This is a genomic window from Saccharopolyspora sp. NPDC045941, from assembly GCF_056431445.1.
In genome coordinates this window covers 1-12,760 of sequence record NZ_JBWKKU010000028.1, presented here as the reverse complement: position 1 = coordinate 12,760, position 12,760 = coordinate 1, and the positions used below count along the sequence as shown (strand labels likewise).

At 66.0% G+C, this 12,760-nt stretch carries 13 protein-coding genes and 2 pseudogenes; 10 read left to right on the top strand and 5 right to left on the bottom strand.

From position 1 onward, the window contains the following. Positions 1 to 213 precede the first annotated feature (213 nt). Complete coding sequence (locus AC07FN_RS22705; RefSeq protein WP_478397488.1) at positions 214 to 429, bottom strand: DUF5996 family protein; 216 nt, start codon at positions 427 to 429, stop codon at positions 214 to 216. Positions 430 to 650: 221 nt separating this feature from the next. Between AC07FN_RS22705 and AC07FN_RS22700 the strand changes: the two genes are divergently transcribed. The 3 genes and pseudogenes from AC07FN_RS22700 to AC07FN_RS22690 form a co-directional block, all read left to right on the top strand. Next, entirely contained in the window at positions 651 to 857 is a 207-nt protein-coding gene (locus tag AC07FN_RS22700) for an alpha/beta fold hydrolase (protein WP_478397410.1), read from the top strand. A 126-nt stretch (positions 858 to 983) separates the two neighbouring features. Further along, positions 984 to 1,276: pseudogene (locus AC07FN_RS22695) on the top strand (pyridoxamine 5'-phosphate oxidase family protein); the annotation flags it as partial. Between the two features lie 161 nt (positions 1,277 to 1,437). After that, positions 1,438 to 2,118 (top strand): annotated as a pseudogene (locus AC07FN_RS22690) (thiamine pyrophosphate-dependent enzyme); the annotation flags it as partial. Between the two features lie 376 nt (positions 2,119 to 2,494). Here the strand turns inward: AC07FN_RS22690 and AC07FN_RS22685 are convergent. The 3 genes from AC07FN_RS22685 to AC07FN_RS22675 are packed head-to-tail and all read right to left on the bottom strand — an operon-like array spanning position 2,495 to position 5,198. Beyond that, the gene (locus AC07FN_RS22685) at positions 2,495 to 3,511 is read right to left on the bottom strand and encodes an AMP-binding protein (protein ID WP_478397409.1); all 1,017 of its coding nucleotides are present in this window, start codon (positions 3,509 to 3,511) and stop codon (positions 2,495 to 2,497) included. Continuing rightward, a complete protein-coding gene (locus tag AC07FN_RS22680) occupies positions 3,487 to 4,338 on the bottom strand; it encodes an AMP-binding protein (protein WP_478397408.1) in 852 nt (283 codons plus the stop codon). Before AC07FN_RS22680 ends, AC07FN_RS22685 begins: the two co-directional genes overlap by 25 nt. Next, positions 4,335 to 5,198, bottom strand: coding sequence for a fumarylacetoacetate hydrolase family protein (locus AC07FN_RS22675; protein ID WP_478397407.1), 864 nt, complete (start codon positions 5,196 to 5,198; stop codon positions 4,335 to 4,337). Before AC07FN_RS22675 ends, AC07FN_RS22680 begins: the two co-directional genes overlap by 4 nt. A gap of 109 nt (positions 5,199 to 5,307) precedes the next feature. Here AC07FN_RS22675 and AC07FN_RS22670 point away from each other — a divergent pair, with 109 nt between their 5' ends. From AC07FN_RS22670 to AC07FN_RS22655, 4 genes are all read left to right on the top strand, one after another. Next, positions 5,308 to 5,883 carry a TetR/AcrR family transcriptional regulator gene (locus tag AC07FN_RS22670; RefSeq protein WP_478397406.1) on the top strand — a complete coding sequence of 192 codons (576 nt, stop codon included), beginning with the start codon at positions 5,308 to 5,310 and terminating at the stop codon, positions 5,881 to 5,883. A gap of 467 nt (positions 5,884 to 6,350) precedes the next feature. After that, the gene (locus AC07FN_RS22665; protein ID WP_478397405.1) at positions 6,351 to 6,866 is read left to right on the top strand and encodes a VOC family protein; all 516 of its coding nucleotides are present in this window, start codon (positions 6,351 to 6,353) and stop codon (positions 6,864 to 6,866) included. Next, the gene (locus AC07FN_RS22660; protein ID WP_478397404.1) at positions 6,863 to 8,530 is read left to right on the top strand and encodes an FAD-dependent monooxygenase; all 1,668 of its coding nucleotides are present in this window, start codon (positions 6,863 to 6,865) and stop codon (positions 8,528 to 8,530) included. Before AC07FN_RS22665 ends, AC07FN_RS22660 begins: the two co-directional genes overlap by 4 nt. 8 nt (positions 8,531 to 8,538) lie before the next feature. Next, positions 8,539 to 8,769, top strand: coding sequence for a family 78 glycoside hydrolase catalytic domain (locus AC07FN_RS22655; protein ID WP_478397487.1), 231 nt, complete (start codon positions 8,539 to 8,541; stop codon positions 8,767 to 8,769). Positions 8,770 to 8,951: 182 nt separating this feature from the next. Here AC07FN_RS22655 and AC07FN_RS22650 read toward each other — a convergent pair whose 3' ends face one another. Continuing rightward, positions 8,952 to 9,818, bottom strand: a complete 867-nt coding sequence (locus AC07FN_RS22650) for a fumarylacetoacetate hydrolase family protein (protein WP_478397403.1) — start codon at positions 9,816 to 9,818, stop codon at positions 8,952 to 8,954. Between the two features lie 248 nt (positions 9,819 to 10,066). Here AC07FN_RS22650 and AC07FN_RS22645 point away from each other — a divergent pair, with 248 nt between their 5' ends. The 3 genes from AC07FN_RS22645 to AC07FN_RS22635 all read left to right on the top strand — a co-directional run bounded on the left by AC07FN_RS22645 (position 10,067) and on the right by AC07FN_RS22635 (position 12,711). After that, a complete protein-coding gene (locus AC07FN_RS22645) occupies positions 10,067 to 10,681 on the top strand; it encodes a malonic semialdehyde reductase (RefSeq protein WP_478397402.1) in 615 nt (204 codons plus the stop codon). 60 nt (positions 10,682 to 10,741) lie between these two features. After that, entirely contained in the window at positions 10,742 to 11,686 is a 945-nt protein-coding gene (locus AC07FN_RS22640) for an alpha/beta fold hydrolase (RefSeq protein WP_478397401.1), read from the top strand. A 596-nt stretch (positions 11,687 to 12,282) separates the two neighbouring features. Beyond that, positions 12,283 to 12,711 (top strand): LysE family transporter, encoded by a 429-nt coding sequence (locus AC07FN_RS22635; protein WP_478397400.1) that lies wholly within the window; start codon positions 12,283 to 12,285, stop codon positions 12,709 to 12,711. Positions 12,712 to 12,760: the final 49 nt, after the last annotated feature.

Sequence of the window (12,760 nt, the reverse complement as noted above, 5' to 3'; positions counted from 1 at the left end):
ACGGCGATGCTACAAAGCAGCGCCGGCACCCGAATCGGTCGAGCAATCGGTCGCTCGCCTGGCGGTCGCCGTGGGCATGTTCGGGATGATCAAGTTCGACGGGCTGTTCCGGCTGGCTGGGCGGTGGTGGGGCGCGAAGATCGTCGAGATGTTCGCACCGAGTGACTTCGCGCGAAGCGGTTCGTGTCCCGGATCCCGGTCCTGGCTGGCCGGTCAGGCTTCATCGTTTCGGCGAGGCGCAGGGGTTCCGTGCCACCGGAAGGGGTCGTCTTCCAGCGCGGAGCGGTCCCAGTGTCCGCGGTCTGCGGCGGCTTGGTAGGTGGTGTGGAGGAACTCGGCGACGGCGCGGTCGGGGTCGGCGCGGGCGGCTTCGTAGGGCAGCAGGAACTGCTGGAATTCGGTGCTGAAGTATGCGCCTTCGGGACTGATCGGCTGATCGGCGAACCCGTCGGGTTCGGGGTAGGCGTAGGACCGGCGACCGGATCGCGTTCCTCGAAGAGTTCACGAAGGGCTTCTTCGCGGCTGGGGACCGGACCGACCTGATCAGCGAGCCGAACCGCCTCTACCACCACGCGATCGCCGAGTTCGCCTCACCGAAGGGCACCCTGGACTGCATCACCGCGTTCGGGCGCACCGACTTCCGCGACGACGTGCAGAAGGTCTCCGACGCCGGGATCCCCACCCTGGTGATCCACGGCGACGCCGACGCGATCGTCCCGTTCGAGGTCTCCGGCAAGCGCGCCCACGAGTCCATCAAGGGCTCGACGTTGGCGCTGATCGAGGGCGGGCCACACGGCCTCAACGCCACCCACGCCGAGGAGTTCAACCGGGCGCTGCTCGACTTCCTGGCGAGCTGATCCGACCCATGCGGACGCGGCCACGGTGACCGGACCGACGCGACGGCACCGTGGCCCGCCGGAGAAGCCCCGCGGTGTAGCCGTTTTGGTCTGCGCCGCACGACGGTTCCACCACAGAGGAGCACCATGGCCGCCGACACCCTGACCACGGAGGACCTCGAGTTCCTCGCCCGCCCGCTGCACGGCTTCCTGACCGTGGCCGGGTCACCACCGCCCCGCAGCCCCGGCCGGTCTGGTTCGAAGCCACCGCGGACGGAACCGTCCAGCTGTTCACGCCGTCGGACTCGGTCAAACTGCGACGGCTGCGCCGCGATCCGCGCGCTTCGATCGTCATCGCCGCCCCGATCGGCGAGCGCGAGCGCTGGGTGTCGGTCACCGGCCGGACCACCGTCGAAGACGACGGCGCACGGGAGCTCGCCGGGTGGAGGACGACACGGACGTTCTCGTCGGCGATCATCGCGGCCAGGTCGTCCGCCCGCTCGTCGAGATCCCAGTAGCGGGCGGCGAGCCGCACGGGGCGCCGGAGCCCTGGTCGGTGTAGTGCAGCTCCGCCGGACTGCCGCTTTCGGTGGCCGCGGCTGTCACAGCCCGGGTGGCCGACGGGACGGCGGAGACGTCGGTGCGTCAAGTACTCGATCTGGTGCGCGCACGGCTCGCCGGGCAGGATCTCGGTCTGGAGCAACGGGTACTCGGCGCGATCCGTGCCGTGTTGCCTGACACAGCGGCGAGTTTTTGGGACATGACCATCCTGAGCTACTGGGCGTGGTCCGCTTTCGATCCGCGCTCCGGCCCGTTCCACTCCGCGCAGGGCGCCGGCGGGCTCGGTTACGGGCTTCCCGCGGCGATCGGCGCCGCCGCGGCAGGCGGCGATGCTCCGGTGCTCGCAGTTAGCGGGGACGGTGGCGCGATGTATTCGATCGCCGAGCTGGCGACGCTGCGTCAGCACGACTTGCCGGTGACTTGGCTGATCGTTGACGACCGCGGTTATGGAATTCTCCGCGAATAAATGACTGGTGCGTTCGGTGAGGCCACCGCGACGGAGCTGACTCGACCGGATTTCGCGGCGCTCGCCGAGACTTTCGGTATCCCCGCCGTGGTGACCAACCCCGAGGGCCTGGCGGACGATCTGGCCGCGGCTCTGGCATCCGGTAGCCCCCGCGTCGTGGTCTTGTCCTGCCTACTGCGTATGTTCGCCCCCCACCCATCTCGGGGGCGTGTGAGGGCGGCTTCGCCGCCCTGCGGAGCGGCGAAGCCGAGTTAGGGAATCTCGCTGTTTCGACCGGGCGCGTTCCCCGACGTGCCTCGGTGCCGGGAGGGCACCATTGGCGAATACGCCCCGGGGTGCCCTTTGCTGCACCGGGGCCGGTTCCGGCGACGTCGGGGCTCCCGCTGTGGTGTCGGGATTCCTGCCGAGTGGCTGGCGGAGGCGGTGCATTGGCCGGATGTGCAAATCATGCTGGGCGTGTTTGCGGCCGATGTACGCACCTTCACGTCTCTGGTTTCCGCATGATCTGGGCCACACGACGCTTCTGTGGAGGCAGTTGAGCATTGTGGGCGCTTCTGGGCCATGCGTGCGGAACGAGCGCTCATCCAGAGAAATAGCAAGCAGTGCGGGCAGATTGATGCGTCGCCGACTGCTACAGGTTGGGATCGCCGAGCTCGTGGGAGAACGAGTACGCGCGCAGGCGTTCGGCCAGCTCGTCGAGGCGATCCGCTCCTGGATCACTAGATAGCCGGATTCCGGCGTGAGCCCGGCCGCTGCGGTCGGTCACCGTCACCTCAGCGGCTAGACCGGCACTCCGGAGTTCCTCGCGCACAACTCGACCGACCGCATCGTGAATCAACGCCGCCTTGTTCACCTTGCCTACCGCGGTGACCGGTAGCGCCTCGATCGTGTGCACGAACTTGGGCACGGCCGCACGTTCTGGTGCGTGTCGGCGCGCCCATTTCTCGAGTTCTCCGGGAGTTGGATTCGCCCCGTTGCGCAGGACGAGGTAGGCGGCGGGGACCTCACCGGAGTGTGGATCCGGCCGTGGCACCACGGCCGCGGCCGCAACATCCGGGTGCGCCAGCATCGCCTCTTCGACCAGCCGCGGGTCGATGTTGTGGCCGCCTCGGATGATGACGTCCCTGGCGCGCCCGGTGAGATGGACGAAGCCGTCGCCATCCACGCGTCCGAGATCGCCGGTGAGCAACCAGCCGTCGATGACCACGCCGGTCGGATCCGGAGCCGGACCGTTCGGCCCGGGGCGGAGATAGCCCGGAAAGACGCTGGGCCCCTTGATGGCCAGTTCTCCGGTCTCACCGACGGCGCAGTCGGTGAACGAAAGACCGTCTGACTCCCGTCGAACCGCCTTGACATCCTGATAGGGCAGCGGAATGCCGACGGTGCCTGGCGGTCCGCCGGTGATCGGTGTGAAGGTGTTCGCGCAGGTGCCCTCGGTCAGGCCGTAGCCCTCGACCATCGGCACTCCGGTGCTGGATTCGAATTCGGTGCGGACGCGATTCGGCAGGGGCGCCGCGCCGACGATGCCTGCCCGCAGACTGGAGATGTCGACGCCGTCCGGGAGTGGCGGCAATGCGGCGTACACCGTTGGAACGGCCGAGAACGTCGTGATCCGATACCGCTCTACGATCTGCCAGAAGTCCGCCATCGCCCCCCCCGGTCCCGGAACCCGAGCGTGCCCATCGAAACGGCGGCGCCGCCTTTCAACAGCGGGGCGAGTGTGGAGACCAGGATGGCATTGACGTGGAACAGCGGCAGACCGGAGAGCACCACTGCATATCCATCGAACACCGGGTGCTCGCTCAGCGCCCAGGCGACATACACCTCATTCGCATGCGTGTGCGGCGCGACCTTCGGCATACCGGTGGTGCCTCCGGTATGGAAGTAAGCGGCGATATCCGTTGCCGCGGAACGGTATTCGTCGATGAGGTGATCGCTGGGCTGAGTATCGGCGAAGAGATCGAAATCGCCCACCCAGGCTGGGGACGCGGCTCTTGTCGTCCCTCCCACGGAGATCAGTGCCCGCAGGCGTGGCAGGGCCTCGGCGACCGTGCAAGCCTTGTACCAACCGGCGGGATCCAGTTCGGGTGCCGACGCGACCAGTATCCGGACGTCGGTGAGCCGCATGATCTCGATGATGTGCTCGGTGGCGAGCATTGGATTGACGGGATTGGCGATGCCGCCGACCTGGGCGCCCAGGAGCGCGGTATAGGTGGTTCCGGTATTCGGCAGCAGCAGCCCGACAACACCGCCGGGCTCGAGCCCCAGGGACGAATAGAGGTTCGCGGCCTGGTCTACCCGTGCCAGGAGATCGCGATACGTCCAGGTTCGCGGTTCGTCCCAGCGGTTGCCACCGGGTAGCAGGTGCAGGGCGGGCGCACCGGGGCGGCGGCGCGCGGTTCGGGTGAGGAGTTCGTATGTGGTTGCCGGCAAATCTCTTTCGGCCAGCCGCACGGAAGCTGTCGGCGGGGTCATGCCACCACCCGGTTGCTCAGCACACCGATGCGTTCCACTTCGATCTCGATGACATCACCCGCGCGCAGGAACCGACCGGAGAAGGAGCCGGCGCCACTCGGGGTGCCGGTGCAGATCACGTCACCGGGTCGCAACGTGTGGAACCGGGACAGGTGGGAGACGAGCTCGGGGATGGAGTGGATGAAGCTGCTCGTCCGATCATCCTGGCGCAGTTCACCGTTCACGCGCGTCCGGATCGCCAGATCGACGTCCTCGGCGAATTCGTCGGCGCTGACCAGACATGGTCCGAGTGGTTTGAAGGTGTCGAAGCTCTTGGCTATGGCGATCGACGCGACAGCGTCGCCGGTCATCGCGTGGCGTTGGATATCGCGCGCGCCGACATCGTTGGCGACCGTCAGGCCGGCCACGTGAGCCCAGGCGTCCGCGACGGAGACATTCGTCGCCGCACTGCCGATGACGACGGCGAGTTCGCCTTCGTAATCCACCTCGTCGGCGGCAACTGGTGGCAGCACGATCGGGCTTCCCGGGTCGGCGACCGCGGAGCCTGCGGTGATCTGCATATTGGGTTCGGTCGGCAGCTCGATGTCGCCGCGACCGATCGCCGCGAAGGCGGCGAGGGCTTCTTCGGCATGAGTGGGGTAGTTGAGCCCGACGATGACAACTTTGCCGGGCCTGCGGACCGGGGCGTGCAGCGTTGCTTCCCTGAGCGGGAGCTCGCGAATGGTCGCCGCATCCCGTGCGGCGGCTAGGCCCGGTCCGTCGAGTAGCTGACCGATATCCCGATACGGCAGGTCGAGGACCGAAAGCTGGCCCGGCTGATCCTCTCGAGCGACGCCGACGGTGGTGGTGTAGAGACGCATTCCGGTACCTCCGCGATCATCGGCGGCCCCGCCGCCTCTCTTGTCTGTCAGTTAAGAGCATGTCATGACTCGCAGTCAAGAGGTCGTCGTCGAGGAGTAAGCTCGCGTCATGCCCAGGAACCGACAGCACATCCCGAAGGCCGAGCGCCAGGCGGCCGTCGTCGAGCGGGCGGTGGAATTGTTCGTGGCGAACGGATATCGCGGCACGAGCATGAGTGCGGTCGGGCGCGCGGCGGGGATTGCTGCGGCTGCGGTGCACTGGTACTTCCCGACCAAGGACGATCTCTTCGCGGCGGCCTTGGGGGCGATCTTCGAGACTGCTCGCGACCGGGTCGAGGCTGATCCGGCCATCGGCGGCGACCCCCGTGACGAACTGGTCGAACTGCTGGTCGAGGTGCAGCCGTACCGGGCGCTGCACCGGGAGGCGTACGAGCGGATGGCGGAGTCCGAATCGGTGTGCGCCGCGTACCAGCACGTTCACCAGTGGCTGGAGCAGCGGCTATTCGCCGCGATCGCGAGTCGGTTGCCCGAGGGGACCGATATCGACTTGGTCGCAGACGTGGCACACGTGTTGTTCGAGGGCATCTTGGTCAGCGCTCGTCGGCTCGATCGCCCGTTGGGTGATCTGATCGATCTCATCATCGATTCGCTGGTCGCCGCCGCGATCGCGAAGGTGCCACGTTGACCGGTCGCTGATCGACGTTGCCAGCCGCGGTTCCGGTTCGGGGCCGCGGCGCAGTTGTTCCGTACTTGCCGGTGAGCTCGGTCTTAGCGTTGTCGGGCATCGTTGCGCCGCCGACGATATCCAGCTGCCGCGGCGCCATCGACATGTCCCGCTCTCGGCGCCGATGTTCCAAGCGCTCGCGGTCCTGGAGGCGTGGGTTGATCGGCCCGTGGCGCATCGGGTGCCCGGCGCGCCAGTTCATGGGTCGGGTGCTGCTTCGGTCGACGGCCGCCTGTAGAACCGATCAACGCCCCACGCCGCTGCTGCGCAACAGTGCCAATCCTGGCCTCCTGCCAAGGGATGCCGGCGGGGTCACCGGTGGGCTGTGATGTGGAACGACCCCTCTCTTGACTCTCATTCATGAGAACGGCTACGGTCTCTTGTATCGCATTCAAGAGAATTTGATCTCCCTACCGGAGGTGCCAACGATGGCGTCACCCGTCAAGCTCGCGCACATCGTGCTGCGGACGAATCGGCTTCAGCAAATGAAGGACTGGTATGTGCGAGTCCTCGAGGGGCGTGTGGCGTTCGCCAACGACCAGCTCGCGTTCATGACCTACGACGACGAGCACCACCGGGTCGCCTTCATTGAGACCGGCGCGTCGCAGCGCCCCGAGGACGTGCACACCGGTCTGCATCACGTGGCCTTCACCTACGCCTCGCTCGGCGATCTGCTCGGCACCTATCGCAGGCTGAACTCCGAAGGGGTGCAGCCGTTCTGGTGCGTCAACCACGGACCGACGATGTCGATGTACTACCAGGATCCCGATGGCAACCAAATCGAGTTGCAGATCGACAGCTTCGACACCGAGGAGGAGACCCAGGCGTTCTTCGAATCCGATGCTTTCGTGGCCAATCCGATTGGTGTCGACTTCGATCCGGAAGAGCTGATCGCGCGGTTCGAGTCGGGTGAACCGTTCGCGGAACTGGTGAGGCGTCCGTGAGCGCGGATGACCGAACTCCGGTGCTGATCGTCGGGGCAGGTCCGGTCGGGCTGGCCACCGCGTATGTGCTTGGCAGGCACGAAATTCGAAGCATCGTGTGTGATCAGTACGACGGGATCAACCCGCACCCGCGCGCCCATGTGGTCAACACCAGGTCGATGGAGCTGCTGCGCAGCTGGGGTATCTACGACGGCGTCATCGAGGATGCCGTCGACCTCAACTCCGGGCTGAGCTTCGTCTGGAAGCACACGGTCGCGGGGGACGAATTCGGCCGGATCGACCTCTCCGACTCGCCGCCAGAGCATGTGGCACGACGCCTGGAGGCCTCGCCGGTCACCATCGGATCGTGCGCGCAAGATCGGGTGCAGCAACGGCTGCTGGATGCGGTATATGAGCAAGGCATGGCCACTGTCCGATTCGGGACGCGAGTCACCGCCGTCGAAGATCTCGGCGCGTCGGTGGCCGTTGCCGTCGAGACCTGCGGCGAGACCGAGCAGTTCAGCGCGGACTATGTCGTGGCGGCGGAGGGCGCTGCTGGGACGATTCGGCACGGCCTCGGGATCGAAGTCGATGGGGCCCCGGAGTTCGGGCGCCAGATCAACGTCTACTTCCACGCCGACCTCAGCAAGTGGGCTGATAAGGACTCGGCCCTGCTGTTCTGGGTGCTCAACACCGCCTGTCCCGGCGTGATCATCCGGATGGGCGGAAACCGCTGGACTTTCAACGTCGGCTTCGACCCCGCGCGGGAGACGGTGGCGGACTACACTCCGGCGCGCTGCGCAGAACTGGTCCGCAGTGGGGTTGGAGCGCCGGAACTGGAAGTCGACGTCCGCTCCGTCGGCACCTGGATTCTGGGTGCGAGCACGGCACGGAAGTACCGGAAAGGCCGCATCTTCTTGGCGGGCGACGCGGCGCACCAGTTTCCGCCGACCGGCGGTCTCGGCATGAACACCGGCCTCGTCGATGCCGACAACCTCGGGTGGAAGCTGGCCGCGGTTATCCAGGGATGGGCTGCGGAAGACCTGTTGGACACCTACGAATCCGAACGACACCCAGTCGCCGTGGCCAATGCGCAGAGCAGTATCGACAACGCCGTCAAGATGGCCGAAAGCGGGATCGGGACCGGGACCAACACCCTCGAAGTGGCGGCCCGATTGGAGAGCCCGGATCCGGTGATCGCCGCCGCCGAACGGAGGCGACTGAGCGACGCGTTGCCCGAGCAGCGCCCGCATTTCGACTCCCTGGAGCTGGAAATCGGCTATGTGTACGGCACTTCGGATGAAGCGAAGCCGCCGGTCGACCCCATCACTGCGGCAGTGCCCGGAGGTCGGCTACCGCACGATTGGATCACCAGGAACGGGATTCGAGTGTCGACCCTCGACTTGATCATCCCAGGGTTCACCCTCCTCGCCGGGCGTGACGGCGCGGCTTGGGCCGACGCCTGGACCCGAGTGGCGGCTGGAGTGCCGTCCCAGGCGCTCGTCGTGGGCCGGGACTTCATGTTCGAAGAGCCAAGACCGTGCGGAATTCCCGACACCGGTGCCGTGCTGGTTCGCCCCGACGGCCATATTGCCTGGCGCTCGGCGCAATTGTCTGCCAACCCTGTCGTCGACCTTGCGGGGGCGCTGCGAACCGCCTGCGGGGTAGCAGAACCGGCTTCCTGACGTGAGCTATTCGCCTGGATCCGCCGGCTTTCGGTGGATCCAGGCTTAGGACTTCCTACGCGGCTGGCGACCCGGACGGCGAAGCTTTGAGCCCGCGTTCCACCTTCCATGGATTCCGCTACGTCCGGGTCTCAGGTCTTCTGGGGTGTCCGCGGGTGACATCACTAGGATCGTTGGTCTCGGGCCTCGAATCGGCGAGTGGCCTCCAAGGTTCGGATGCGGCAAAGCCTGCAGAATAACGGGTTTCACTACGGTGACGGACCCGCACCCTCCTCGACGTCCATGCCGATCGCACCCCAGCGTACGAGCGAGCTCATCGACGATCCTGCGGTGTCCGCCGGCCGAGATCGGCCACGGCGCCGAACACGCCTCCGGTGGCTCTCTTCGTCGAATACGGGTGTGGCGTCGGCATCGCGTGAGTTCAGGCTGCGGATACCCGGTTGGCCAGGGTTCCGATGCGTTCGACTTCGATCTCCACCACGTCGCCAGGATGCAGGTAGCGTTCAGTGAACTGCCCTGCTCCGCGCGGGCTTCCGGTGGCGATGACATCGCCTGGTTCCAGGGTCTGGTAGCGGGACGTGTAGGCGATCAGATTCGGGATCGAGTGCAGGAAGTTGCTCGTCCGATCATCCTGGCGCAGTTCGCCATTCACCCATGTGCGTAGGCGTAGATCCACTGGTTCGGTGAATTCGTCGGCGGTCACCAGGCATGGTCCGAGGGGCTTGAACGTGTCGAAACTCTTGGCCACCCCGATCGAGGCAACCGAATCCCCGGCGTAGGCACGGCGCTGCATGTCGCGAGCGGTGACATCGTTGATCACCGTTAGCCCGGCTACGCACTGCCACGCCTCGAGCGGATCGACATCCGCGGCCTTTCGGCCGATCACGACCGCGACCTCACCTTCGAAATCGACGTGGGTGGCCGCGACCGGAGGCAGCGCGATCGGCATGCCATGCCCGGTTGTCGCCGAGCCCGCGGCGACTTGGACGTTCGGTTCGGTCGGCAGTGCGACGTCATGTCGTCCGATCGACGCGTACTTCTCCAACGCTTCCTCGGCGTGGCTCGGGTAGTTGAGCCCGACCGCCAGGATCTTGCCGGGCCGGGAAAGCACGGGACGCAAGGTCGCTGATTCCAGCGGCACCTCGCGCACCGGCTGAGCGGTCCGGGCCGCCGTGATCCCGTCGCCAGTGAGCAGCCCGCTCAGGTCGAAAGCCGGCAAGGCGAGCAGAGCAAGGATTCCGCTCGTATCCTCTCGCGCGATCCCCTGATCGGTGGCGTAGAGACGCATCAGCTGGTTCTCCGGATCTTCGTGGCAGGGAGCAAGGCCTGCTCGCAATGTTCAAGCAATGGTGGCGGGCAAGGACACGAACGTCCCGCGTCGTGGTGGCTGGTGCTCAGTCGCACGTACGGTAGAAGCTTCTTGATTGACAGTCAAGACGACGGTGGCGTCAATCTCTTGACTTGCAGTCATGAGGCCGTCTTGAATGTCAGTCAAGATCATCGGTGCCCATGCGCCCTGAGTGAAGGAGGAACACCATGACCGACGAGACAACCCGTGCGTTGCCGCGCCTCGACGAGACCGGTCGCGCGGCGCTGTTCACGCAAGCACGCACCGCAAACAGCTTCGCCGACACTCCGGTCGCCGAGGCTGATCTGCGAGAAATCTGGGAACTCGCTCGCTGGGCACCGACGGGCGCGAATACTCAGCCCTTGCGGGTGTTGTACGTCGGGCGCGGCGAGGCACGCCTGCGGCTGGTCAAGCACATGGACGACGGCAACAAGGCGAAGACCGAGACGGCGCCAGCCGTCGCGGTGCTCGCATCAGACCCCCGATTCCACGAGCACATGTCGACACTGCTGCCCTTCAAGCCCGAGCTGGGCGATGTCCTCGCGGCCAACGAAGGACTGCGCACCAGCACAGGGCAGTTCAACTCGGCGCTGCAGGCCGGATACTTCATCCTCGCCGTGCGCGCTCTCGGCCTCGCAGCAGGGCCGATGAGCGGTTTCGACGCCGCCGGTGTTGATGCCGAGTTCTTCCCCGACGAGCAGTGGCGATCGATCCTCGTGGTGAACATCGGCCACCCCGGCGATAACCCGTGGTTCGATCGCCTGCCTCGCCTCGACCCGGCCGACATCGTTCGGTGGGCTTGAAAATCTACTCGCCGCGCAGGCGTGCCCCGCGGCACCGAAATCAGTATGAGGAGACGGTCAATGACCGACTTGCGGCATCACCACGTCGACGTCAACCGGATAAAGCTGCATTACGTCGAGGCAGGTGAAGGGCCCGCAGTCGTTCTGTGCCACGGCTTTCCCGAGCTCTGGTACAGCTGGCGCCATCAGCTCCACGCCCTGGCGCGGGCGGGCTATCGCGCCATCGCCCTCGACATGCGTGGCCACGGCGAATCCGACGCACCGACCATGATCGACGACTACAACGTATGCCAAACGGTCGGCGATGTCATCGGCTTGATGGACCTCCTGGGCATCGACCGGGCCGCGCTGGTTGGGCACGATGCCGGCACGTCGACGGCCTACACCGCCGCCCTGATGCGACCGGACCGGGTGCGCGGTGTCATGGGGCTCTCCGTGCCCTATATCCCGCGCGGGCCGCTGAGCGTTCTCGAAGCGTTCGACGGCGCGGTACCGGACGGCTTCTACATGCGTTACTTTCAGAAACCCGGCGTTGCCGAACAGGATCTGGAACGCGACATCACCGAAAGCCTGCGCCGCCTCATCTACGCCAACTCCGGCCAGAACCCACGCGCTCCGTTCATCATGACGGTGCCAGAGGGGAGCACTCTCGTCGACGAACTGCCCGCGCCGGATGGTCCCATGCCCTTCCTCTCCGATGCCGATCTCGATGTCTACTCGACTGCGTACTCGCGCACCGGGTTTCGCGGTGGACTGCACGGGTACCGGGTGTTCCAACGCAACTGGGAGCTCACCGCCGCGTGGCACGATATGGCGTTGCCCGTGCCGGCGGCCTACATCGGGGGGACCTCGGACACCGTGCTGCAGTTCCAGGGATTCCGGGCCGCAGCGGAAATCATGGATCGAGCCACCTTCCTAGAGGGTGCGGGGCACTGGGTTCAGGCGGAACGACCTGGCGAGGTCAACGAAGCGCTGCTGGCGTTCCTGGATTCGTTGCCAACCTGAAGACTGACCCGAAAAGCTGCAGTGCCTCCGTGTCGCGGCGACCGGTACAGAGGGCGTGTCCACCCTCCGGGATCGCGGATGGCACGATCCGCCCGAAGTTGGTCGATCAGCTCGGCGTGTTCGATCGGCAGTTCACCACCACGACCACGGATCGGCTTTCGATGCGTGACGGATGCCGTCCTCCTCGCACCTGTGAAAGGCGCGGTTCGCCCCTATGCCAGTGGGAAGGGGCCGACGAACTCTGCACGGGGACCGCGGTTCAGGGCGGTGAGCGCAGGGCCGGAACGGCTTTATCCCCCCGGTCACGGTTTCTGAGACGCGAAAAGGAAGCCTCCGGCGACGCCCTCCACCTTGGCCGGGCGCCATGATCTGAACCCCCCTACCCCTCGACTTTCACGGGCTGTGGCCCCGCCCTGGCCGGAGGTTCCGGCATCGTGCTGGATGTCGCTCCGGTCTCGTGGCCATGGGCGATGATGAAATTGAGTTGCGCCGGCAGCCCGACAGTCGCAGAATCTGCCTATGATCACGATTGCTGCCTTCCAGCCGCTGGCCTCCACCGTTGCATCGGTGCGGGTCCAGCAGCAGCCTGGCCGACCGTGGAGGCCGATTCTCACTCGGCCGTGATCGCCGCGCTGGTCGCGGGACTCCTTGCCGGTTATGGCATCGCCATACCAGTGGGAGCGGTTGCGACATATCTGGTGGCTCTGACAGCTCGAACGTCTCTGAAGATCGGTGCTTGTGCCGCGCTCGGTGTCGCGACCGCAGATGGCACCTATGCGCTGATCGCCGCGATCGGGGGTTCCGCACTCGCGCAGGCGCTCCAGCCGATCATGTTGCCGTTGCGGTGGGTTTCGGGCTTGGTGCTCATCGCGCTGGCGGTTCGCGGTGGCGCCGCGGCTATCGGTCAGTATCGCGAATACTCGGCGGCCGACCGGATAGATGGGGCGGGGGAATCGGTGAGTCCTGCACGTGCTTACTTAGAGTTCCTAGCAAAAGGACCACTGGTTGTGTCTGGGTTTCCTTGATCGTGGATCATGGTTGGGTGAGGAAGGGTGAGCAGCCGCCGTGGATCGT